The sequence below is a fragment of the Nonomuraea monospora genome, from assembly GCF_039531895.1.
Taxonomy (GTDB): Bacteria; Actinomycetota; Actinomycetes; order Streptosporangiales; family Streptosporangiaceae; genus Nonomuraea; species Nonomuraea monospora.
Genome location: NZ_BAAAQX010000020.1, coordinates 72,612 through 94,720, shown reverse-complemented (window position 1 = coordinate 94,720; position 22,109 = coordinate 72,612). Strand labels below are relative to the sequence as shown.

Here is a 22,109-nt window from a genome sequence, read left to right as displayed (position 1 = left end):
GGCGTGTGATCGGACGGCCGGGGGCCGGTGGGGAGCCGATACCCTGGGTAGGCCATGAATCTGGTCAATCTTGAGTCCGTCTCCCACGCCTACGGCCCCAAACCGCTGCTCAGCGACGTCTCCCTAGGGGTTGAGGCGGGCGAACGCATCGGTGTCGTCGGCCGCAACGGGGGCGGCAAGACGACGTTGCTGTCCGTGCTGGCAGGCACCGTGACGCCCGACAGCGGTCGCGTCACGCACAACCGCGGCCTGCGCGTCGGCATCCTGTCGCAGCAGGACGACCTCGACCCCGCCGCCACCATCAGCGAGATCGTCCTCGGTGAATTGGCCGAGCACGAGTGGGCGGGTGACCAGCGCGTACGTGAGATCTTCACGAACCTGATCGGCGACCTCGACCTGGGCTCCAAGGCGGGCGCTCTGTCGGGTGGCGAGCGCAGGCGTACGGCGCTGGCGAAGCTGCTGATCGACGACCACGACCTGATCATGCTCGACGAGCCCACGAACCACCTCGACATCGAGGCCATCGCGTGGCTGGCGGGCCATCTGGCGGGCAGGAAGAGCGCGGTCGTGGTGGTGACCCACGACCGGTGGTTCCTCGACGCCGTCTCCACCCGCACCTGGGAGGTCGTGGACGGCCGGGTCGAGCGTTACGAGGGCGGTTACGCGGCGTACGTGCTGGCCAAGGCGGAGCGGGCGCGCATCGCGCAGGCCGCCGAGGAGCGCAGGCAGAACCTGATGCGCAAGGAGATCGCGTGGCTGCGGCGTGGCCCGCCCGCGCGGACGTCCAAGCCGAAGTTCCGGATCGAGGCCGCGCAGGCGCTGATCGCGAACGAGCCGCCGGCGCGCGAGACCGTCGAGCTGATGAAGTTCGCCGCCGCGCGTCTCGGCAAGACCGTCTACGACCTTGAGGACGTCACGCTGCACGCGGGCGGCCCCGGCACGGGCCCGCTGGTGCTCGACCACCTGACGTGGCAGTTCGGGCCCGGCGACCGGATCGGCCTGATCGGCGTGAACGGGTCGGGCAAGTCGTCGGTGCTGCGGCTGCTGGCCGACACGATCAAGCCGGACTCGGGCCGGGTGGTGAGGGGCCGCACGGTGCGCCTGGCGCACCTGTCGCAGGAGCTCGGCGAGCTCGACCCCTCGCGGCGGGTGCTGGAGTCGGTGGAGGAGGTGCGCAAGTACCTCCAGCTCGGCAAGCGCGAGTGGACGGCCTCGCAGCTCCTCGAACGCCTGGGCTTCCGCGGCGACGCGCAGTGGAAGGTGATCGGCGACCTGTCGGGCGGCGAGCGGCGGCGGCTGCAGTTGCTGCGGCTGCTCATGGACGACCCCAACGTCCTGCTGCTCGACGAGCCGACCAACGACCTCGACATCGAGACGTTGAACGAGCTGGAGGACCTGCTCGACGGCTGGCCGGGCACGCTGATCCTGGTCAGCCACGACCGCTACTTCCTGGAGCGGGTCACCGACCGGTGTGTGGCGCTGCTGGGCGACGGCAGGCTGTCGATGCTGCCTGGCGGGGTGGACGAGTACCTCGAACGGCGTGCGGCGGGCACGGCGGTGACCGCCCGTCTCGGCGCGGGCACCCCGCCGCCCCCTGCCGAGGCGGCTCCCGCGAGTGCGGCGCCGGAGCAGGCCGGGCTGTCCGCCAAGGAGGAGCGCGAGCTGCGCAAGGAGCTGAACCGCCTGGAGCGGCAGCTCGACAAGCTGAGCGACCAGGAGTCCAAGCTGCACGCCGCCATGGCCGACGCGGCCAGCGACTACGGCAAGCTCGGCTCGCTGGACGCGCAGCTCCGTGAGATCACCGCTCAGAAGGACACGATCGAGGCCGAGTGGCTGGAGGTCGCCGACCGCCTGGGCGACTGAGGAAAGGCCGGAGAACTCAGAGCGGGGAGTCGAAGGGTGTGAGGAGCATGCGGAGCAGCGACGCCAGGGTGCGCTGATCCGCCGTCTCCAGCCCCGACAGCAGCTCCCGCTCCCGCCGCAGCAGGTCGTCGAAGGCGGCGTCCACCCGGGCCAGCCCAGGATCGGTGAGCGAGACCAGCACGCCACGCCGGTCCTCCGGGTCGGGCCGCCGCCGCACCAGCCCGGCCTGGGCGAGCCGGTCGATGCGGTTGGTCATCGTGCCGGAGGTCACCAAAGTGGCCCGCAGCAGGGCTCCGGGGCTGAGCTCGTAGGGCTTGCCGGCCCGCCGCAGGGCGGTGAGCACGTCGAACTCCCACGGCTCCAGATCGTGTTCGGCGAACGCCGCTCGCCGCGCACGGTCGAGATGCTTGGCGAGTCGTGACACTCTAGAGAGCACCTGGAGCGGCTCGACGTCAAGGTCGGGGCGCTCCGCCCGCCAAGCCGCGACGAGGCGATCGACCTCGTCTCTAGCATCCTCCGTCATGACACAAGAGTGTACTGTCTTGACATCGAGATATCTCTCTCGATATCAATTATCTCTATGTCAAGAGATATTTGGGACCCTGTCACGTACGCGGTCTACGCCGACGAGCGGTCGCGGCCGTTCATCGAGCTGATCTCCAGGGTGGGCGCCGTCGAGCCCGACTACGTCGTGGACGCCGGCTGCGGCAGCGGCGAGCTGACGGTGGAGCTGGCCGCCCGCTGGCCGAACGCCACCATCGAGGGCTTCGACTCCTCCCCTGCGATGATCACCAAGGCCCGCAAGCTGGAGACGCAGGTCAGGTTCGCGGTGGCCGACGTCGCCATGTGGCGACCGGACCGGCCGGTGGACGTGATCGTCTCCAACGCCGTCCTGCAGTGGGTGCCCGAGCACCGCGCCGTGCTGGAGCACTGGGTGGAGGACCTGGCCCCGGGCGGCTGGCTGGCCTTCCAGGTGCCGGGCAACTTCGACGCCCCCAGCCACGTCGCGATCCGCGAGCTGTGCTCCTCGCGCGCCTGGTCGGACCGGCTCGGCGACTTCACCAGGGGCAACCCGGTCGCGGAGCCGCTGGAGTACCTCGACCTGCTCAACCACGGCGGCTCGCAGGTGGACGCGTGGGAGACCACGTACGTGCACGTCCTGCACGGCGAGAACCCGGTGCTCGACTGGGTCTCCGGCACTGCCCTGCGGCCCATACTCGACCGCCTCGACCCCGATGAGCAGCGGCGTTTCAAGCAGGACCTCGCCAAGCCGCTCGCCGAGGCGTACCCGGCCAGGAGCTACGGCACGCCCTTCCCGTTCAGGAGGGTCTTCGTGGTGGTGCAGAAGTGACGATCAAGGCCCTGCACCACGTGCAGCTCGCCGCGCCCGTGGGCAGCGAGCCGTACTTACGTGAGTTCTACGCCGGCGTGCTCGGCCTGCGCGAGGTGCCCAAACCGCCCGAGCTGGCCAGGCGCGGCGGCGTCTGGTTCAGGGGCGAGGGGGTGGAGATCCACCTCGGCGTCGAGGAGGGCTTCCGGCCCGCGCGCAAGGCCCATCCCGCCTTCCTGGTGGACGATCTGGACGCGTACGCGGACCGGTTTCCCGGCGCGCGGCCTGATCATCTGTTTCCCGGGTACCGCCGGATCTACGTCTCCGACCCGGTAGGCAACAGAATCGAACTCCTGCAACCCGTGTGATGTTCACCTTGCGGTGGCATCATGGTCCGAAATCGGACACTTGTGAGGTGTAGTGGGCATCGAGATCGAGGACAAGTTCGACGTCCCCCCCGAGTACGAGATTCCGGACCTCACCGGTCTGGCGGACGTCGTCGGCCCGAAGAGCCACCAGCTCGTGGCTCTCTACTTCGACACGCCTGACCTGCGGCTGGCCGCGCGCGGCGTCACGCTCAGGCGAAGACGGGGCGGCTCCGATCCCGGCTGGCACCTGAAACTGCCCAAGGCCAAGGGCGTGCGCCAGGAGATCACGCATCCGCTCACCCGAAGCACCAAGGTCGTCCCCCTCGAACTCGCCGAGCTCGTGCGCGCCTACACCCGCGGCGCCGAGCTGAAGGTCGTCGCCGAGCTGGAGACCCGCAGGAACGTCACGTTGCTCAAGGACGGCGAGACCGGGCTGGTCGAGATCGCCGACGACCGGGTCAAGGGCACCGTGTACGGCGACGTCCCCACGATCGTGCGCTGGCGCGAGGTCGAGGCCGAGCTGCTCGACGGCGGCACAGAACGTTTCCTCGCCAAGGTGGGCAAACGGCTCAGGAAGGCCGGCGCGACCCCTTCCGAGTCCAGCAGCAAGCTCGCCAGACTCCTCCAGCCCGCCCCCCTCCCCACGGCCCCCACGCAGCAGGGCAGCGCCGGTGAGATCGTCGTCGGCTACCTGTCCGGCCAGGTCAAGGCGCTGCTTTCGCAGGATCCACGGGTGCGCAGGGCCGAGGAGGACGCCGTCCACCAGATGCGCGTGGCGGCCAGGCGGCTGCGCAGCGCGCTCAAGGCGTTCAAGACCGTCGTGTCGGACACCGGCGAGGTGCAGGAGGAGCTGCGCTGGCTGGGCAACGTGCTCGGCGAGGCCCGCGACCTGGAGGTGATCAGGGCCAGGTTCGCCAGGACGCTGGCGGGGCTGGCGCCGGAGCTGGTCACGGGCCCCATCCAGGCGCGCCTCGGCTCCGACCTGCACAAGCGCGAGGAAGAGGCGTACGGGCGGATCAAGGAGGCGCTCAGCGGCGACCGCTACTACCTGCTGCTAGACGCCCTCGACCGGCTCGTCGCCAGGCCGTCGCTGGGCAAGGCGGCCGCCAAGCCCGCGCAGGAGCAGTTGCACACCGTCGCCGCCTCGAACTGGGGCCGGGTGACCAAGGCCTACGACCGCGCCCAGGCCATCGACGACCTGGAACGCCGCGAGATCGCCATGCACGACGTGCGCAAGGCGGCCAAGCGCGCCCGCTACACGGCCGAGGCGCTGGAGCCGAGCCTGGGCTTCGACATGGGCAAGCTCGCCAAGCTGGCCGAGAACGTCCAGGAGGTGCTGGGAGCACACCAGGACGGCGTGGTCGCGCAGGAGACGCTCGCCAAGGAGGCCGAGAGCGCCCGCCAGGCGGGCGAGGACACCTTCACCTACGGGCTGCTGATCGGGATCGAGCGCAACACCGCCGAGCGGGCCCACGCCGAATTCCCCCGAGTCTGGAAGGAGACCGTCAAAGCGGTTAGTAAGGTTCTATGAGGAGCCTTCCTACCATCCCCTTCGAACGCAGCAGTCTGCTCGAGGTGCCCGAGGCGTACCGGGAACTGCGGGCGGAGAAGGGCATCGCGAAGGTACGCACTCCGGCGGGCGACGAGGTCTGGCTGGTCAGCGGGTACGAGGACGCCCGCACGCTGTTCAACGACGGCCGGCTCGGACGCTCTCACCCCGACCCGGACAACGCGCCACGCGTGTCGGGATCGCCGCTGCTCGGCGGCCCCCGAGGCGAGATCGAGACGGAGAAGGCCGAGCACGACCGCATGCGCCGGTTGTTCACGCCGGCCTTCTCCGCACGGCGCATGAAGCGGCTCAGCGGGCACGTCGGCTCGCTGGTGGAGGAGCGGCTGGAGCACCTGGCCAAGCTCACGCCGCCCGCGGACCTGCACGCCGAGCTGTCCTTCCCGCTCCCCGTGCTGGTCATCTGCCAGCTCCTGGGCGTCCCGTACGAGGACAGGGAGTACTTCAGCGGCCTGTCGTCCCGCATGGGCGGCATCGGCGACCGTGACCGGGCGCAGGCCGCCATGGACGAGATGACCGCCTACACGGCGGGCCTGATCGCCGCCAAGCGGCACGAACCGGCCGAGGACGTCCTGTCGGACCTGGCCAAGGAGCTGGACGACGACGGCATGATCGCCGAGCTGGCCGGCTCGCTGCTGTTCGCCGGGCACGAGACCACCGTCAACCGCATCGACTTCGGCGTGCTGCTCCTGCTGGCCAACCCCGGCCAGCTCGACCAGCTCAAGGCCGATCCAGGGCTGGCGCCGGCGGCGGTCGAGGAGATCCTGCGCCTGGCCTCGCCCAGCCTGCACGGCCTGGTCAGGTACGCGCACGACGACATCGAGATCGGCGGCCTGACGATCCGCAGGGGAGAGGCCGTGGTGATCACCCCGGGGGCGGCCAACAGGGACGAGCGCGTCTACCCGGAGCCGGACGCGTTCGACCTGCGCCGCCCGCTCACCGACCCGCACCTCAGCTTCGGCTACGGCCCGCGCTTCTGCGTCGGCGCCAGCCTGGCCAGGGTCGAGCTGGAGGCGGTGTTCAGCCGGCTGTTCCAGCGCCTGCCCACGTTGCGGCTGGCCGTCCCCGAGGCCGAGCTGCCGAGAACAGAGGGGAGGATCGCCGACGGGTTCGCGAAGCTGCCCGTCACCTGGTGAGCGTGCTCAGGTCGGATAGCGCTCGACGCTGACGACCTGCCCGCCGGCCCTGTGCAGCACCCCGAACGAGCCCTTGCGCAGGTGCACGTCCTTGCCGCTGAGTGCCGCGATCAGGCCGGGCAGCACCTTGCCGTGGCTGCACACTGCGGCGGGCCCCGGCAGCTTCCCGACCAGGGCGGGGGTCTTCTGCGGGTCCTGGCTCTCCTCGCTGAGCAGCGGCTCCATCTTGATCTCCGCCCCTGTCAGCGCCGCGTACGGCTCCAGCGTCTGCACGCAGCGGGCGCTGGGCGAGCTGATCAGCGACTCGGGCCGGTAGGCGGGCAGCGCGGTGGCCAGCGTCTGCGCCTGCGACACCCCGTCGGTGTCGAGGGGACGCGCGGCGTCGTCGCCCTCCCACTCGCTCCTGGAGCCGGCCGAGCCGTGCCGCACCAGCACCAGGGGCACCGTGTCGAGCGGGGCCGCGCCGAGCGCCCGCAGCAGCCCGGCGTCCCACTCGTACGTCAGCAGCCGCCTGGCCTGCTCCACGGGCAGCCAGCGCAGCTCGTCCACCTCCTCGCCAGGCTCGAAGCCGTCGTCGCCGGCGGCCCGCGCCACCCAGTAGTCGACCCGCTTGAGCCGGCCGGCGCTGAGGTAGTGCACGGGCGGCAGCGCGCGGCCGAGCAGCACGGTCAGGCCGGTCTCCTCGCGGACCTCGCGCAGGCCGGCGGCGATCACGTGTTCGCCGGACTTCAGCTTGCCCTTGGGGAAGGTCCAGTCGTCGTAGTGCGGGCGGTGGATGACGGCCACCTCCGGGCTGCTCTCCGCGCCCCTCCAGACCACGGCTCCGGCGGCGCGGAGCAGGTCAGTCATCAACGGTCCTCCATCGACGCGTACCGATGAGACGGCTCTGCAGGTCCTCGCCCTGGTGACGCACCCACGTGCCGTCGGAGTTGAGCCACCACGTGCTCGTGGTCTCGGCCATGGCCAGGTCCATGAGCTCGATCAGGTAGGCCTTGTGCTGCTGGGACGTCACCTTGACCAGCGCTTCGACGCGACGGTCCAGGTTCCTGCGCATCAGGTCGGCGCTGCCGATCCACACCTCGGGCCGCCGGCCCAGGCCGAACTCGTACACCCTGGAGTGCTCCAGGAACCGCCCGAGAACCGAACGCACCCGGATGTTCTCCGACAGGTCGGGAATGCCGGGGCGCAGGATGCAGATCCCGCGCACCCACAGGTCGACGGGGACGCCCGCCCTGGACGCCCGGTAGAGCGCGTCGATGATCGGCTCGTCCACCAGGGAGTTGGTCTTGATCCTGATCCGCGCGGGCCGCCCGGCCTGCTGGTGGGCGATCTCCCGCTCGATCCTGGCCACCAGGCCGCTGCGCATCGAGTGCGGGGCGACCAGCAGCCGCCGGTAGGCGGAGTGGTGGGAGTAGCCGGTCAGGTGGATGAACAGGTCCGTGACGTCCTCGCCGACCAGCGGGTCGGCCGTGAGCAGGCCGAAGTCCTCGTACTGGCGGGCGGTCTTGGGGTTGTAGTTGCCGGTGCCGATGTGGCAGTAGCGGCGCAGCTCGCCCGAGGGCTCCTGGCGGACGACGAGGGCGAGCTTGCAGTGCGTCTTCAGGCCGACCACGCCGTAGACGACGTGGCAGCCGGCCCGCTCCAGCTTGCGGGCCCAGGAGATGTTGGCGTGCTCGTCGAAGCGGGCCTTGATCTCCACGACCACCACGACCTGCTTGCCCGCCTCGGCCGCGTCGATGAGCGCGTCCACGATGGGGGAGTCGCCGCTGGTGCGGTAGAGGGTCTGCTTGATCGCCAGCACGCGGGGGTCGTTCGCGGCGACCTCGATGAAGCGCTGCACGCTGGTGGCGAACGAGTCGTACGGGTGATGCAGCAGCACGTCGCGCTCGCGCAGCGTGGAGAAGACGTCGTCCTCGGCGTTGATCACCTCGGCGGGCACGAACGGCCGGTAGCTCAGCTCGCCCCTGTCGAGGTCGGCGATGGCGTGCAGGCCGGTCAGGTCGAGCGGCCCTGGCAGCCGGTAGATCTCGTGCGGGGCCAGCTCCAGCTCCTCCACCAGCGGCGCCAGCACCTCGGGCGTGATCGTCTCCTCGACCTCCAGCCGCACGGGCGGCCCGAAGCGCCGCTTGAGCAGCTCCTTCTCCAGGGCCTGCATGAGGTTCTCCGTGACGTCCTCGTCCACGTCGAGGTCCTCGTTCCTGGTGACGCGGAAGACGTGGTGCTGGAGGATCTCCATGCCCTTGAAAAGCTGCCCCAGGTGGGCGGCGATGACATCCTCAAGGGGGACGAAGCGGTCCTTGGACGCCTGCACGAACCGGGGGAGCTGCGAGGGCACCTTGACCCTGGCGAACACCGTGTGGTCGGTCGCCGGGTTGCGCACCAGCACCGCCAGGTTGAGGCTGAGCCCCGAGATGTACGGGAACGGGTGGGCGGGGTCGACGGCCAGTGGCGTCAGGACGGGCCTTATCCGCTCCCTGAACAGCTTGCGCAGCTCCGTGCGCTCCTCGCGGCCCAGGTCGTCCCACCGGACGATCTCGATGCCGTTGGTGGCGAGCTGCGGGCAGATCTGCCGGTGGAAGACCGCGGCGTGCCGCCTGGCCAGCTCGTCGGCGATGGCCGCGATCCGGATCAGCTCCTCGCGCGGCTTGAGCCCGCTCTTGGTGCGCAGGAGCAGGCCGGTGGCCATCCGGCGCTTGAGCCCCGCGACCCTGACGCGGAAGAACTCGTCGAGGTTGCTGGCGAAGATGGCCAGGAAGCGCACGCGTTCGAGGAGCGGCAGCGAGGGGTCCTCGGCCAGTTCGAGCACGCGTAGGTTGAACTGGAGCCAGCTCTCCTCGCGGTTGAGAAAGCGCTCCTGTGGCAGGGGCAGGTCATTGGCTGGCTCGAACGGTTCCGCGGACATATGGCGTATATTGCCCCGTTTGGTTGAACAGAACGTTAACGTTGCCGCAACGGCTCACCCGTAATGGTCAGCCCAGCTCAACCTAATCGTCACTCCAAGTGCCCGTTCCGGACAAGGGTCACTCCTGATGATCTACCTGTTCGAGACGGGCGGCCCGCTCGGCCAGCCTCGCCTCCCGCTGGCGGATCTTCTCCTCGCGCTCGCGGGCCTTCTCCGCCTCCTTCAGCAGCCGCTCCCGCTCCTTCAGCTCCCGTACGCGCGCCTTCTCGGCCTCCTTGAGCTCCCGCTGGCGGACCTTCTCCGCCTCCTTGAGCTCCTTCTCGCGGGCCTTCTCCAGCTCGCGCAGCTCCTTCTCGCTGGAGGTGCGCGGCTGCGGCGGCTTGGCCGCGGCCGTGTGCGCCCGGCTGGTGGCCGTGATCGTCGGGTTCGGGTTGAGCCCGGTCAGGCCGTTCCAGGCCAGGTTGACCAGGTGGGCGGCGACCTCCTCGCGGCCCGGCTTGCGCACGTCCAGCCACCACTGGCCGGTCAGTGCGACCATGCCGACCAGCATCTGGGCGTACATCGGGGCCAGCTTGGGGTCGTAGCCGCGGGCCGCGAACTCGTCGGCCAGCACGTCCTCCACCTGACTCGCGATCTCGCTGATCAGGCTGGCGAACGTGCCGGTGCCGGACGCGGCGTGGGAGTCGCGCACCAGGATGCGGAAGCCCTCGCTGCTCTCCTCGATGTAGCGGAGCAGGGCCAGCGCGGCCCGCTCCAGCTTGACCAGGGAATGGGAGGCGGCGAGGGCCTCGGTGATCATGCCGAGCAGCTTCTGCATCTCGCGGTCGACGACGACCGCGTAGACGCCCTCCTTGCCGCCGAAGTGCTCGTACACCACGGGCTTCGACACCTGCGCGGTAGCTGCGATCTCCTCGATAGAGGTCCCGTCGAACCCCTTCTCCGCGAAGAGGGTGCGGCTGATCTGGATCAGCTGCTCTCTTCGCTCGCTACCGGACATGCGCCTGCGAGATCGGGGTTCGGTCACGGTTTCCATAATGACCGCCATGCTTCCACGACCGCTCACCGACGTGTAGGCGTCCGACGGCGCGCTGGGCGGCGATGCGCTCGGCAGGGCGCTGGGCGATGTGCTGGGCGGTGCGCTAGGCAATGCGCTTGGCCGCCAGCCGCTCCGGCGTCGGCCAGCGCACGTCGTACACCCAGCCCAGCCGCTCGAAGATCCTGATCAGGCCGGCGCTCAGGTCGATCTGGCCCTTGAGCGCGCCGTGCCTGGCGCAGGTGGGGTCGGAGTGGTGCAGGTTGTGCCACGACTCGCCGAAGGACGGGATGGCCAGCCACCACACGTTGCGGGACTTGTCGCGGACCTGGAAGTCCTCCTCGCCGAACACGTGGCAGATCGAGTTGATCGACCAGGTCACGTGGTGCAGCAGGCCGATGCGCACCAGCGAGCCCCAGAACAACGCGGTCAGGCCGCCCTGCCAGGACCAGGTGAACAGCAGGCCCAGCACGCCGGGCAGCAGGATCGAGGTCAGCGCGAGCGCGCCGAACCACTTGTGCAGCTTGAGCACGTCCTCGTCCTTGCACAGGTCGGGGGCGTACTTCTCCCTGTTGGTGCGCTCGCTCTCGAACAGCCAGCCCATGTGCGCGTAGAGCAGGCCCTTGGCCATGTTCCTGAAGCCAGGGCCGAAGCGCCACGGCGAGTGCGGGTCGCCCTCCTTGTCGGAGAACTTGTGGTGCTTGCGGTGGGTGGCCACCCAGTCGAGCACGGACATCTCCAGGGAGAGGCTGCCCGCGATGCCCAGCGCGATCTTCATCGGCCGCTTGGCCTTGAACGAGCCGTGCGTGAAGTAGCGGTGCAGGCCGACGGTGACGCCGAGGCCGGAGACCACGTAGAAGACGAAGGCGATGGCGAGGTCCGTCCAGCCGAGCCCCCAACCCCACGCGAACGGCACCGCGGCCGCGATCGCGACCAGCGGCAGCCCGACGACCAGGCCGAAGATGATGAGTTCGGATTTCGCTTTCGGTTCGGCTTCGAAGTCGGGCTTCGGGGCAGGGGTGGAGCGCTCGGTGAGAACGGTCATGGGCGACCTCCAACGACATGTATGCGATTGAATGTCCGGGCTACGCAACCGTAACCTACGCCAGCGTAAGTAAGGAAGACCTAAGGGCGGAATGTGGAGAAGGTGACGCGAGGCGGGCCGAGCTGAGTGGGTTTCGTATCTTGCGGCTTTACTGGTGGTCTGTTACGCGTGCGACGCGCGGTGCGCGCGGGAGGGGTAATACGGGCGCGCGTGCCTGTGCGGGGTCGGTATCGTAGGAGAGGTGTCGGACATCACCTGTCCGATCTGTCCCGGATCGTCTAATCGGCAGGACAAGTGGTTTTGGTCCACTTTGTAGGGGTTCGAGTCCTCTTCCGGGAGCCATGAAGCACCGCCCCCAGAGAATGTTCTGGGGGAGGCCAGGTATCCTCACGGTGTCGGGAGGGTAGCGGTGCGGTTGACGTACCGAAGACCCTGAGTAGTTGACGAACCGAAGCCCGATCCGTCCAGTCACAGGGAGCCTCAGCCCGTGAGTGTGCCGCGCCCGGCAGCCGTGATCGTCCTCGCCGCCGGCGAGGGCACCCGGATGAAGAGCCAGACCCCGAAAGTCCTGCATGAGGTGTGCGGCCGAGCGCTGGTCGACCACATGCTCGCCGCCGCTCGCGATCTCGATCCCGAGCAGCTCATCGTCGTCATCGGCCACGCCCTGGAGCGGGTCGGCGGGCATCTGGCCGCCACCAGCCCCGACGCGCGCGCCGTCGTGCAGCGCGAGCAGCGCGGCACCGGCCACGCCGTGCGCACCGTGCTCGAAGAGGTCGGCACGATCTCCGGCACCGTCCTCGTCACCTACGGCGACGTGCCGCTCCTGCGCACCCAGACCCTCACCGGCCTGCTCGAACGGCACGCCACCGAGGGCAACGCGGTCACCGTGCTGACGGCCGAGGTGCCCGACCCGACCGGATACGGGCGGATCATCCGCGACGAGGCCGGCGCCGTGCTGGAGATCGTCGAGGAGAAGGACGCCAGCCCCGAGCAGCGCGCCATCCAGGAGATGAACTCCGGCATCTACGCCTTCGACGGCCTGCTCCTCGCCGACGCCGTCAAGCGCGTGTCCACCGACAACGCCCAGGGCGAGGAGTACCTCACCGACGTCCTGGCCATCCTGCGCCGCGACGGCCACCGCGTCGGCGCCTGCGTCGCGGGCGACTACGTCGAGGTCGAGGGCGTCAACGACCGCGTCCAGCTCGCCGCCGCCCGCAAGGTGCTCAACCTGCGCCTGCTGGAGCGGCACATGCGCGCCGGCGTCACGATCATCGACCCGGCCAGCACCTGGATCGACGTCGGCGTCCGCATCGGCGCCGACGCCGTCATCCACCCCGGCACCCAGCTCCACGGCGCCACCGTCATCGAGCAGGGCGCCCAGGTCGGCCCCGCCACCACGCTGACCGACACCCTCGTCGGCGAGGGCGCGGTGGTCCGCAACGCCGTCGCCGACCACGCCGAGATCGGCCCCGAGGCCAGCGTCGGCCCCTACGCCTACCTGCGCCCCGGCACCGTGCTGGGCCGCAAGTCCAAGGCCGGCACGTTCGTCGAGATGAAGAACGCCAAGGTCGGCGACCGCTCCAAGGTGCCGCACCTGACCTACGCCGGCGACGCCACGCTCGGCGAGGACGTCAACATCGGCGCATCCACCGTCTTCGTCAACTACGACGGGGTCAACAAGCACCACACCACCGTGCGCGACGGCGCCTTCGTGGGCTGCGACACCATGCTCGTCGCCCCCCTGACGGTCGGCGAAGGCGCCTACACGGCGGCGGGCTCGACCATCACCGACGAGGTGCCTCCGGGCGCGATGGGCGTGGCACGGGCGCGACAGCGCAACATCGAGAAATGGGTTCTGCGCAGGCGCGCGGGCACGAAGTCGGCCGCGCACGCAGAGCGGGCGCTGGCCGCGCAAGAGCAGGAGAAGAAGCAGTGACCAGCATCAAGCAGCCCGGAGAGAAGAACCTCATGCTCTTCTCCGGGCGAGCCCACCCGGAGCTGGCCGCGGAGGTTGCCGAGCACGTCGGCGTCTCCCTCACCCCCACCAAGCTCATCGACTTCGCCAACGGTGAGATCTACGCCCGCTACCTGGAGTCCGTACGCGGCTGCGACGCCTTCGTCATCCAGAGCCACACCGGGCCCATCAACAAGTGGATCATGGAACAGCTCATCATGGTCGACGCGCTGAAGCGGGCCTCCGCCAAGCGCATCACCGTGGTCATGCCGTTCTACGGCTACGCCCGCCAGGACAAGAAGGGCCGCGGCCGCGAGCCCATCACCGCCAGGCTCATCGCCGACATGTTCAAGACCGCGGGCGCCGACCGGCTGATGTCGATCGACCTGCACACCTCGCAGATCCAGGGCTTCTTCGACGGCCCTGTCGACCACCTGTTCGCCATGCCCGTCCTGGAGAGCTACCTCAAGAACAAGCTCGACCTGGAGAACACCACCGTCGTCTCGCCCGACACAGGCCGCGTGCGGCTGTCGGAGCGCTGGGCCGACACGCTCGGCACGCCGCTGGCGTTCATCCACAAGCGCCGCGACCTCGACGTGGCCAACTCGGTGAAGGTCAGCGAGGTCGTCGGCAAGGTGCGGGGCCGCACCTGCGTGCTGATCGACGACATGATCGACACCGCCGGCACGATCTGCAAGGCCTCCGACGCCCTCTACGAGCAGGGCGCCACCAACGTCATCGTGGCCGCCACCCACGCGGTCTTCTCCGACCCCGCCGTCGATCGCCTCAAGAACTCCCGGATCTCCGAGGTGATCGTCACCAACACGCTGCCGCTGCCCGAGAGCGCCCGGTTCGACAAGCTCACCGTGCTGTCGATCGCGCCGCTCATCGCCCGCGCCATCACCGAGATCTTCCAGGACGGCTCGGTCACGAGCTTGTTCGAGGGAGACACCTGAGCCATTAGACTAAGAGGGTTGCGCTCGTAACGCCTTCCGCTAGGGCGGGTGAGGGTGAGCGCGCGAACCTCCGTCTACCGCATCCCTAGGAGATGTCGTGTCCGAAGTACGTATCGCCGCCGAGCCCCGCACCACGTTCGGCAAGGGCGCCGCTCGCAAGATCCGCCGCTCCGACAAGGTGCCCGCCGTCCTCTACGGCCACGGCATCGACCCCAAGCACCTGACCCTGCCGGGCCACGAGGTGCTGCTCGCGCTGCGCACCCCGAACGTGCTGATCCACCTCAAGGGTGACGGCGTCGACGAGCTCGCCCTGCCCAAGGGCGTGCAGCGCGACCCGATCAAGGGCTTCGTCGAGCACGTCGACCTGCTCCTGGTCAAGCGCGGCGAGAAGGTCACGGTCGAGATCCCGGTCACCACGGTCGGCGACGTCAACTCCGAGGGCCTGCTCGACCAGCAGCTCGTCTCCGTCGCCGTGGAGGCCGAGGCCACCCACATCCCGACGGGCGTCGAGGTGAACGTCGAGGGCCTGGAGATCGGCACCGTGATCACCGCGGCCGACCTCGACCTCCCGCAGGGCGCCACGCTGGTCGCCGACGCCGAGACCGTCATCCTCCAGGTCATCAACAAGCCGGTCGAGGAGGCCGCCGAGGAGGAGGCCGCCGAGGCCGCCGAGGGCGAGACCGCCGAGGCCCCCGAGGGCGAGACCGCGGAGGCTCCCGCCGCCGAGTAAGCGCGACGGGTTCATTCGTGAACGGGGCGGCCGGACTCGAGCCGTCCCGTTCCGCTGTGCGGGGCCGGTTCATGGGGCCGCCGTATGAGGCTGTGGAAGGCTGTGAGCATGGATCGCTGGCTGATCGCCGGACTGGGCAACCCGGGCGCCGAATACGCGGGCAACCGGCACAACGCGGGCTTCATGGTGCTCGACGAGCTGGCCGCCAGGGCGAGCGGGCGGTTCAAGGCGCACAAGAGCAGGGCCGAGGTGTGCGAGACGAGCGCTGCCATCCTGGCCAAGCCGCTGACGTACATGAACCTGTCCGGCGGGCCCGTCAAGGCGCTCGCCGACTTCTACAAGATCGGCCCGGAGCGGCTGATCGTCGTGCACGACGAGCTGGACGTCCCCTACGGCGCGCTGCGCGCCAAGCTGGGCGGCGGCGACAACGGCCACAACGGCCTGAAGTCGATCACCAAGGTCCTCGGAACCCGCGACTACCTGCGGGTCCGCTTCGGCATCGGGCGCCCGCCCGGCCGCATGGACCCGGCCTCCTTCGTGCTGCGCGACTTCGCCACCATGGAGCGCAAGGACCTGCCCTTCCTGGTTGACCGGGCGGCCGACGTGGTGGAGTCGCTGATGAGCCGTGGCCTGGAGGTCACGCAGAACGAGTTTCACCGGGCTGATCTGCACATTTCCGGCCCTCCTCGCTGATCACCGCATAGGGCCGTTCGCCGGTTGACCGGCGCGCGCGCGGCTACGATCTGTGACTGTCCGTTCAGGAGCTGGTCACACCTGGAGGAGCGCGTGCGCGGTAACGAGCTCTTGACCGTTGTCTGGTCGGGTCAAGGGGTCACTTGGGGAAGCGGGCCGCGCACGCCCTCCTGGGTCCGCTCGTACCGGCTCAGAGCCGTGCTGGGCGACCTGTGCGGGGCCGGGCTCGGGGCCGGGGCGGCGTTCACGGTCAGGTTCGGCGGGCTCACGCCGTACGTGCTGCCGTACCTGCTGGTCAGCCTGGCGCTGCCGCTGGTGTGGTGTGGCGCGGTGGCGCTCAGCAGGGCGTACGAGCCGCGCATGCTCGGCGTCGGCTCCGAGGAGTTCCGCCGCATCGTCCAGGCCGGCGTGGCCCTGACGGCGGGCACGGCCATCGGCTCCTACGTCACCAAGACCGACGTCGCGCGCGGCTACGTCGTGCTGGCCCTGCCACTCGTCACGCTGCTCACCCTGATCTTCAGGCACGCCCTGCGCTGCTCCCTGTACCGCCGCAGGGCGGCGGGTGCCTGCATGCGCAAGGTCGTCGCCGTCGGCCACGCCGCCTCGATCGCCGAGCTGGTGCGCCTGTTCCGCGAGGAGCGCCACCACGGCATGGACGTCGTGGCCGCCTGCCTGCCCGGCGGGCACGCCGGCGAGCGGCTGGAGGCGGTGCCCGTCGCGGGCGACCTGAGCGACGTGCCGCTCGTCGTGGACCACTACGAGGCCGACACCGTGGCCGTGCTGGCCTGCCCCGAGATGGACGGCCAGGCGCTGCGGCGGCTGGCCTGGCGGCTGGAGCGCACCCAGACCGAGCTGGTCGTGGCCCCCGCCCTGATGGACGTGGCGGGCCCGCGCACCACGATCAGGCCCGTCGCCGGGATGCCGCTGCTGCACGTCGAGCACCCCGAGCTGGCCGGGGCCAGGCAGCTCATCAAGAACGTCTTCGACCGGCTGGTGGCCGCCGCCCTGCTGGTGCTGCTGTCCCCGCTGCTGGCGGGGCTGGCGATGGCCGTCCGCGCGACCAGCCCCGGGCCCGCGCTCTTCCGCCAGACCAGGGTGGGCAGAGACGGGCGGCTGTTCACCATGGTGAAGTTCCGCACGATGCGGCGCGGCTCGGAGGAGCAGAAGATCACGCTGGTCAGCGACAGGGAGGGCGTGCTGTTCAAGATCCGCAACGATCCGCGGGTCACGCCGCTCGGCACCCTCATGCGCCGCCACTCGCTGGACGAGCTGCCCCAGCTCATCAACGTCGTACGCGGCCACATGTCGCTTGTCGGCCCCCGGCCGCCGCTGCCGGAAGAGGTGGCACGCTACGGTGACGACGTGCGCAGACGACTCCTCGTACGCCCTGGGCTGACCGGGCTGTGGCAGGTCAGTGGTAGATCTGACCTATCTTGGGAGGAATCCGTGCGTCTCGACCTGCGTTACGTGGAGAACTGGTCCCTCACTCTGGACCTCCAGATCCTGTGGAAGACTTGGTCGGCCGTCGCCCGCGGGCAAGGAGCATATTGATGACGATTCGCGACGACCACGCTCTCGCCGCCGACCTGGCGACCGAGGCAGGTGAGAGACTGCTGCGCACCCGGGAGCGCACCGGCTTCGCCGACCCGGCCGCGCTGCGCGCCGAGGGCGACAGGTCCTCCCACCTCTACCTCATGGAGTCGCTGGCCCGGTTGCGGCCCAGCGACAGCGTGCTGTCGGAGGAGGCCACCCGGGAAGAGCGCCTCGACCCCAGAAGGCTGAAGGCCGAGCGGGTGTGGATCGTCGATCCGCTTGACGGCACCAGGGAGTTCGCCGAGGAGGGCAGGGCCGACTGGGCCGTGCACGTGGCGTTGTGGGAGCGCGGGGAACTGAGCGCCGGGGCCGTGGCACTGCCCGCCCAGGGGCGCACGCTGACGACCGCCGAGCCGCCGAAGCTGCCTTCGCATGAGAAGGGCCGCTTCCGCATCGCGGTGAGCCGCACCCGGCCGCCCGAGTTCGTGCAGAAGCTGGCCTACCTCGTCGGCGCCGACCTCGTGCCGATCGGCTCGGCCGGGGCGAAGATCTCCGCGGTGCTCACCGGCGAGGTGGAGGCCTACGTCCACGCCGGCGGCCAATACGAGTGGGACTCCGCCGCGCCGGTCGCCGTCGCGCTGGCCGCGGGGGCCCACGCCAGCCGCATCGACGGCGCCGAGCTGACCTACAACCAAGCCGACCCGTCACTACCCGATATCCTTGTTTCCCTACCGGAGCTGGCGACATCCCTGCTCGCCGGTATCCGGGACCTGCACCGCTGAACCCGCCGGAGGAAGCTCCATGCTGCAGCGCGACTACACGACGTCGCAGCTCGACGTGCTCGAAGCAGAGGCCATTCACATCATGCGCGAGGTGGCGGCCGAGTTCGAACGTCCCTGTCTGCTCTTCTCCGGAGGCAAGGACTCGATCGTCATGCTCCGCATCGCGGAGAAGGCGTTCTGGCCCGCCGCGATCCCGTTCCCGCTCATGCACGTCGACACGGGCCACAACTTCGACGAGGTCATCGAGTTCCGCGACCGCCGCTCCGCCGAGCTGGGCGCGCGCCTGATCGTCGCCAGCGTGCAGGACTCCATCGACCAGGGCCGCGTCGTGGAGGAGACCGGGCGGCGAGCCTCGCGCAACCGCTTGCAGACCACCACGCTGCTCGACGCGATCGAGGAGCACGAGTTCGACGCCGTCTTCGGCGGCGCCAGGCGCGACGAGGAGAAGGCCCGCGCCAAGGAGCGGGTGTTCTCCTTCCGCGACGACTTCGGGCAGTGGGACCCGAAGAACCAGCGCCCCGAGCTGTGGAGCCTGTACAACTCGCGCATCCGCAAGGGTGAGCACATCCGCGTCTTCCCGCTGTCCAACTGGACCGAGCTCGACGTCTGGGACTACATCAGGCGCGAGGGCATCGAGATCCCCTCCATCTACTTCGCCCACACCCGCAAGGTCTTCGAGCGTGACGGCATGCTGCTGCCCGACGGCGACGTCGTCCAGCGCGGCGACGACGAGCCGCTGTTCGAGGCCGTGGTGCGCTACCGCACCGTGGGCGACATGACCTGCACCGGCGCCGTGCAGTCCACGGCCGTGACGGTCGAGGAGATCATCGAGGAGATCGCCGCCACCCGGATCACCGAGCGCGGGGCCACCAGGGCCGACGACCGCTCGTCCGAGGCCGCGATGGAAGATCGCAAGCGAGAGGGCTACTTCTAACGATGGACATTCTGCGCTTTGCCACGGCGGGAAGCGTCGACGACGGCAAGTCCACCCTCATCGGACGGTTGCTCTTCGACTCCAAGGCGATCTTCGAGGACCAGCTCGAAGCCGTCGAGCGCACCTCGCGCGACCGCGGCACCGAGTACACCGACCTGTCGCTGCTGACCGACGGCCTGCGCGCCGAGCGGGAGCAGGGCATCACGATCGACGTGGCCTACCGCTACTTCGCCACCCCGCGCCGCAAGTTCATCATCGCCGACACGCCCGGGCACATCCAGTACACCAGGAACATGGTCACCGGCGCCTCCACCGCCGACCTGGCCATCGTGCTCATCGACGCCCGCAAGGGCGTGCTGGAGCAGTCGCGGCGGCACGCCTTCCTGACCTCGCTGCTGCGCGTCCCGCACCTGGTGCTGGCCGTCAACAAGATGGACCTGGTCGACTACTCCCAGGAGCGCTTCGAGGAGATCAAGGACGAGTTCACCGCGTTCGCGTCCAAGCTGAACATCGGCGACCTCACCTTCATCCCCATCTCCGCGCTCAACGGCGACAACGTGGTCTCGCGCAGCGAGAACATGCCGTGGTACCTCGGCACGTCCCTCCTGCACCACCTGGAGAACGTGCACATCGCCTCCGACCGCAACCTCACCGACGTGCGCTTCCCCGTGCAGTACGTCATCCGCCCGCAGCGGGCCACCGACCCGGCCTTCCACGACTACCGCGGCTACGCGGGACAGGTGGCCGGCGGCGTGCTCAAGCCCGGTGACGAGGTGGTGCACCTGCCGTCCGGGCTGACCACGCGCATCGCCTCCATCGACACCTTCGACGGGCCGATCGAGGAGGCGTTCCCGCCCATGTCGGTGACGCTGCGCTTCGAGGACGACATCGACGTCTCGCGCGGCGACATGATCGCCAGGCCCAACAACCAGCCCCAGGTCGCGCAGGAGCTGGAGGCGATGGTCTGCTGGATGGCCGACGGCGTCAAGCTGGGGCCGCGCTCCAAGCTGACGATCAAGCACACCACCCGTACGGCCCGCGCGCTCGTCCGCGACCTGCACTACCGGCTCGACGTCAACACCCTGCACCGCGACGAGGAGGCCACCTCGCTCGGCCTCAACGAGATCGGCCGGGTGTCGCTGCGCGTCACGCAGCCCCTGTTCGTCGACGACTACGCGCGCAACCGCTCCACCGGCGGCTTCATCCTCGTGGACGAGTCCACGAACGCCACGGTCGGCGCCGGCATGGTCATCGACGCCAGGTAGATCTTTTCGGGTTCGGTTGACCCGCTCTTTACTCTCCGCAGTAGAGTCGTCGCGTTCCGTTGCTACGACGCGAAGGCTCTCCTCCGTTGACTGATAGCGCGTCCGCCCGGGTGATCTACCTGGGCGGCCTTGGCCGAAGCGGCACCACGCTGCTCGAGAGGCTCCTCGGTGAGCTTCCTGGCGTGGCGCCGCTGGGCGAGGTGGTGCATCTGTGGGACCGGGGGGTTCTGGCGGAGGAGCTCTGCGGGTGTGGTTCCCCTTTCCCCGACTGCCCGTTCTGGCGGCAGGTGGGGGAGCGGGCGTTCGGCGGCTGGCGTCGCGAGTTGGCCGAGCGGATCGTCCTGCTGCGCGGCAGGATCGACCGCACCCGCAGGATCGCGCGGATCGCCCACCCCGACCTGGCCGAGTACGCGCGGGCCTACCGGCTGCTGTACGACGCGGCGGGCGCGCCCGTCGTCATCGACTCCAGCAAGCACGCGTCGCTGGCCTGCTGCCTGCTGGCGAGCGGCGTGGACGTGCGCGTCGTGCACGTCGTCAGAGACCCGCGCGCGGTCGCCCACTCCTGGGCCCGGACCGTACGCAGGCCCGAGGACGGCCGGCCGATGACCCGGTGGGGCCCCGCCCGCACCGCCCTGCACTGGTCGGCCCAGAACACCGCCCTGGAGCTGCTCCCCGGCCGCGGCGCCCGCGTGACCAGGATCCGCTACGAGGACCTCCTCGCCGCCCCCGGCGAGACGCTGCGCACCCTGGCGCGTCAACTCGGCCTGCCCGAGCCGGAGCTGCCGTTCCTCGAAGGCCGCACCGCCTGGCTGGGCCCCTCCCACACCGCCTCGGGCAACCCCATGCGCTTCCACGTCGGACGGGTCGAGCTGCGGCGCGACGACTCCTGGCGCGCAGGGCTGCCCCAGGCGCACCGGCGCGTCGTCAACGCCCTCACCTGGCCGCTCAGGGCCCGCTACGGCTACTGGGGGGTGGTGACGTGAGCCCTTCCGCAGGGGTCGTCATCCCCACTCGCGGGGTGGTGTCATGAGCCCATCCGTAGGGGTCGTCATCCCCACCCGCGGCGACCGCCCCGCCCTGCTCCGCCAGGCCGTCGACGCCGTGCTGCGCCAGGACTACCCGGGCGAGCTGCACGTGGTCGTCGTCGCCGACGGCCGCTCCCCGCACGACGTGACCGGCGTCCCGGTGCGCGTCCTGCCCAACACGCTCACCCCGGGGCTGCCAGGCGCCCGCAACACCGGCATCGCCGCCTGCGACACCGACCTCATCGCCTTCTGCGACGACGACGACCTGTGGCTGCCCGGCAAACTCGCCACCCAGGTACGCGCCCTCACCGAGGCGGGCGGCGAGTTCGCGAGCTGCGCCATCGAGGTCGAACACGGCCGCCGCCGCGTCACCCGCCTCGCCGGCACCACCTCCGTCACCGCCGCCGACCTGGTGCGCTCGCGGATGATGATGGTGCACTCATCGACGTTCCTGTTCTCGCGCGGGCTGCTCTGGCCCGACGAGAGCGCGCCCGGAGGGCAGAACGAGGACTGGGATCTGGCCCTGCGCGCCGCCAAGCGGAGGCCGCTCGTCCACGTCGACCAGCCGCTGGTGCTGGTGCGGTGGGCCGGATCCCACTATGCGGTCCGGTGGACGGACCGCATCGCCGGGCTCGAGTGGATGCTCGCCCGGCACCCCGAGCTGGCCGCGGACCCGCGTGGTGCGGCGCGGATCCGCGGCCAGCTCGCCTTCTGCCACGCGGCGCTGGGGGAGCGGCGGGCGGCCTTGCGGTGGGCTTTGCGGGCCCTGGGGGCTCGGGTTCTTGAGCCTCGGGTGCCGATCGCGCTCGCTGTGGCGGCTGGGGTTGTGACGGCGCCTACCGTGGTGGCCGCCTTGCAGCAGCGGGGGCACGGCATTTGAGCCTGCCTCCAGGGGCACGGACGCCCCTCCCGACTACCACCATGCCCGCCCCCGCCCCCGCCTCCGCCACCGCGCTCGCCGCCGTGCCCGCCACCCTGCCTGGCGCTGCGCTG

The 22,109-nt window shown here is 70.0% G+C and carries 20 protein-coding genes and 1 tRNA gene; 16 read left to right on the top strand and 5 right to left on the bottom strand.

Going from position 1 to position 22,109, the window contains the following annotated elements; translation table 11 throughout:
• The first annotated feature begins 54 nt into the window (after window positions 1-54).
• Window positions 55-1,863, top strand: coding sequence for an ABC-F family ATP-binding cassette domain-containing protein (locus ABD331_RS33565; protein ID WP_344483677.1), 1,809 nt, complete (start codon window positions 55-57; stop codon window positions 1,861-1,863).
• Window positions 1,864-1,879: 16 nt separating this feature from the next.
• Here the strand turns inward: ABD331_RS33565 and ABD331_RS33560 are convergent, their stop codons facing one another.
• Complete coding sequence (locus ABD331_RS33560; RefSeq protein WP_344483674.1) at window positions 1,880-2,386, bottom strand: MarR family winged helix-turn-helix transcriptional regulator; 507 nt, start codon at window positions 2,384-2,386, stop codon at window positions 1,880-1,882.
• A gap of 57 nt (window positions 2,387-2,443) precedes the next feature.
• On the opposite strand from ABD331_RS33560, the gene ABD331_RS33555 reads away from it, so the two are divergent.
• From ABD331_RS33555 to ABD331_RS33540, 4 genes are read left to right on the top strand one after another with little or no spacing between them, the layout of a single operon-like run.
• Window positions 2,444-3,214: a trans-aconitate 2-methyltransferase gene (locus ABD331_RS33555; RefSeq protein ID WP_344483671.1), complete on the top strand. Its 771-nt coding sequence runs from the start codon at window positions 2,444-2,446 to the stop codon at window positions 3,212-3,214.
• On the top strand, window positions 3,211-3,561 hold the full coding sequence (locus ABD331_RS33550; protein WP_344483668.1) for a VOC family protein: 351 nt from the start codon (window positions 3,211-3,213) through the stop codon (window positions 3,559-3,561). The genes ABD331_RS33555 and ABD331_RS33550 overlap by 4 nt, the downstream gene beginning before the upstream one ends.
• 52 nt (window positions 3,562-3,613) lie before the next feature.
• A complete protein-coding gene (locus ABD331_RS33545) occupies window positions 3,614-5,092 on the top strand; it encodes a CYTH and CHAD domain-containing protein (RefSeq protein WP_344483665.1) in 1,479 nt (492 codons plus the stop codon).
• The gene (locus tag ABD331_RS33540) at window positions 5,089-6,264 is read left to right on the top strand and encodes a cytochrome P450 (RefSeq protein ID WP_344483663.1); all 1,176 of its coding nucleotides are present in this window, start codon (window positions 5,089-5,091) and stop codon (window positions 6,262-6,264) included. The genes ABD331_RS33545 and ABD331_RS33540 overlap by 4 nt, the downstream gene beginning before the upstream one ends.
• 6 nt (window positions 6,265-6,270) lie before the next feature.
• On the opposite strand, the gene ABD331_RS33535 is transcribed toward ABD331_RS33540, so the two are convergent.
• The 4 genes from ABD331_RS33535 to ABD331_RS33520 all read right to left on the bottom strand — a co-directional run bounded on the left by ABD331_RS33535 (window position 6,271) and on the right by ABD331_RS33520 (window position 11,244).
• Window positions 6,271-7,113: an NUDIX hydrolase gene (locus tag ABD331_RS33535; RefSeq protein WP_344483660.1), complete on the bottom strand. Its 843-nt coding sequence runs from the start codon at window positions 7,111-7,113 to the stop codon at window positions 6,271-6,273.
• On the bottom strand, window positions 7,106-9,166 hold the full coding sequence (locus ABD331_RS33530; RefSeq protein WP_344483658.1) for an RNA degradosome polyphosphate kinase: 2,061 nt from the start codon (window positions 9,164-9,166) through the stop codon (window positions 7,106-7,108). The genes ABD331_RS33535 and ABD331_RS33530 overlap by 8 nt, the downstream gene beginning before the upstream one ends.
• Before the next feature lie 118 nt (window positions 9,167-9,284).
• Window positions 9,285-10,199, bottom strand: a complete 915-nt coding sequence (locus tag ABD331_RS33525; RefSeq protein ID WP_425566092.1) for a TetR/AcrR family transcriptional regulator — start codon at window positions 10,197-10,199, stop codon at window positions 9,285-9,287.
• 106 nt (window positions 10,200-10,305) lie between these two features.
• On the bottom strand, window positions 10,306-11,244 hold the full coding sequence (locus ABD331_RS33520; protein WP_344483655.1) for an acyl-CoA desaturase: 939 nt from the start codon (window positions 11,242-11,244) through the stop codon (window positions 10,306-10,308).
• Window positions 11,245-11,511: 267 nt separating this feature from the next.
• On the opposite strand from ABD331_RS33520, the gene ABD331_RS33515 reads away from it, so the two are divergent.
• The 11 genes from ABD331_RS33515 to ABD331_RS33465 all read left to right on the top strand — a co-directional run bounded on the left by ABD331_RS33515 (window position 11,512) and on the right by ABD331_RS33465 (window position 21,996).
• A tRNA-Gln gene (locus ABD331_RS33515) sits at window positions 11,512-11,586 on the top strand.
• A gap of 145 nt (window positions 11,587-11,731) precedes the next feature.
• Entirely contained in the window at window positions 11,732-13,180 is a 1,449-nt protein-coding gene (gene glmU / locus ABD331_RS33510; RefSeq protein ID WP_344483652.1) for a bifunctional UDP-N-acetylglucosamine diphosphorylase/glucosamine-1-phosphate N-acetyltransferase GlmU, read from the top strand.
• Window positions 13,177-14,154 (top strand): ribose-phosphate diphosphokinase, encoded by a 978-nt coding sequence (locus ABD331_RS33505; RefSeq protein WP_344483649.1) that lies wholly within the window; start codon window positions 13,177-13,179, stop codon window positions 14,152-14,154. The genes glmU and ABD331_RS33505 overlap by 4 nt, the downstream gene beginning before the upstream one ends.
• 97 nt (window positions 14,155-14,251) lie before the next feature.
• Window positions 14,252-14,884, top strand: coding sequence for a 50S ribosomal protein L25/general stress protein Ctc (locus tag ABD331_RS33500; protein WP_344483647.1), 633 nt, complete (start codon window positions 14,252-14,254; stop codon window positions 14,882-14,884).
• A 108-nt stretch (window positions 14,885-14,992) separates the two neighbouring features.
• Complete coding sequence (pth, locus tag ABD331_RS33495; protein WP_148437160.1) at window positions 14,993-15,577, top strand: aminoacyl-tRNA hydrolase; 585 nt, start codon at window positions 14,993-14,995, stop codon at window positions 15,575-15,577.
• 198 nt (window positions 15,578-15,775) lie between these two features.
• Window positions 15,776-17,128, top strand: a complete 1,353-nt coding sequence (locus ABD331_RS33490; protein ID WP_344483644.1) for a sugar transferase — start codon at window positions 15,776-15,778, stop codon at window positions 17,126-17,128.
• Window positions 17,128-17,892 (top strand): 3'(2'),5'-bisphosphate nucleotidase CysQ, encoded by a 765-nt coding sequence (locus ABD331_RS33485; protein WP_344483642.1) that lies wholly within the window; start codon window positions 17,128-17,130, stop codon window positions 17,890-17,892. The genes ABD331_RS33490 and ABD331_RS33485 overlap by 1 nt, the downstream gene beginning before the upstream one ends.
• A 19-nt stretch (window positions 17,893-17,911) precedes the next feature.
• Entirely contained in the window at window positions 17,912-18,826 is a 915-nt protein-coding gene (cysD, locus tag ABD331_RS33480) for a sulfate adenylyltransferase subunit CysD (protein ID WP_344483640.1), read from the top strand.
• Window positions 18,827-18,828: 2 nt separating this feature from the next.
• Window positions 18,829-20,091 (top strand): sulfate adenylyltransferase subunit CysN, encoded by a 1,263-nt coding sequence (gene cysN, locus ABD331_RS33475; protein WP_148437156.1) that lies wholly within the window; start codon window positions 18,829-18,831, stop codon window positions 20,089-20,091.
• Window positions 20,092-20,177: 86 nt separating this feature from the next.
• Window positions 20,178-21,074, top strand: a complete 897-nt coding sequence (locus ABD331_RS33470; protein ID WP_344483635.1) for a sulfotransferase — start codon at window positions 20,178-20,180, stop codon at window positions 21,072-21,074.
• A gap of 43 nt (window positions 21,075-21,117) precedes the next feature.
• Window positions 21,118-21,996 carry a glycosyltransferase family 2 protein gene (locus ABD331_RS33465; RefSeq protein WP_344483632.1) on the top strand — a complete coding sequence of 293 codons (879 nt, stop codon included), beginning with the start codon at window positions 21,118-21,120 and terminating at the stop codon, window positions 21,994-21,996.
• Window positions 21,997-22,109: the final 113 nt, after the last annotated feature.

Coding starts and splice junctions, on each gene's coding strand:
- ABD331_RS33565 (WP_344483677.1), top strand. CDS start 55: ATGAATCTGGTCAATCTTGAGTCCGTCTCCCACGCCTACGGCCCCAAA.
- ABD331_RS33560 (WP_344483674.1), bottom strand. CDS start 2,386: ATGACGGAGGATGCTAGAGACGAGGTCGATCGCCTCGTCGCGGCTTGG.
- ABD331_RS33555 (WP_344483671.1), top strand. CDS start 2,444: ATGTCAAGAGATATTTGGGACCCTGTCACGTACGCGGTCTACGCCGAC.
- ABD331_RS33540 (WP_344483663.1), top strand. CDS start 5,089: ATGAGGAGCCTTCCTACCATCCCCTTCGAACGCAGCAGTCTGCTCGAG.
- ABD331_RS33535 (WP_344483660.1), bottom strand. CDS start 7,113: ATGACTGACCTGCTCCGCGCCGCCGGAGCCGTGGTCTGGAGGGGCGCG.
- ABD331_RS33530 (WP_344483658.1), bottom strand. CDS start 9,166: ATGTCCGCGGAACCGTTCGAGCCAGCCAATGACCTGCCCCTGCCACAG.
- ABD331_RS33525 (WP_425566092.1), bottom strand. CDS start 10,199: ATGGAAACCGTGACCGAACCCCGATCTCGCAGGCGCATGTCCGGTAGC.
- ABD331_RS33520 (WP_344483655.1), bottom strand. CDS start 11,244: ATGACCGTTCTCACCGAGCGCTCCACCCCTGCCCCGAAGCCCGACTTC.
- pth (WP_148437160.1), top strand. CDS start 14,993: ATGGATCGCTGGCTGATCGCCGGACTGGGCAACCCGGGCGCCGAATAC.
- ABD331_RS33485 (WP_344483642.1), top strand. CDS start 17,128: ATGACGATTCGCGACGACCACGCTCTCGCCGCCGACCTGGCGACCGAG.
- cysD (WP_344483640.1), top strand. CDS start 17,912: ATGCTGCAGCGCGACTACACGACGTCGCAGCTCGACGTGCTCGAAGCA.
- cysN (WP_148437156.1), top strand. CDS start 18,829: ATGGACATTCTGCGCTTTGCCACGGCGGGAAGCGTCGACGACGGCAAG.
- ABD331_RS33465 (WP_344483632.1), top strand. CDS start 21,118: ATGAGCCCATCCGTAGGGGTCGTCATCCCCACCCGCGGCGACCGCCCC.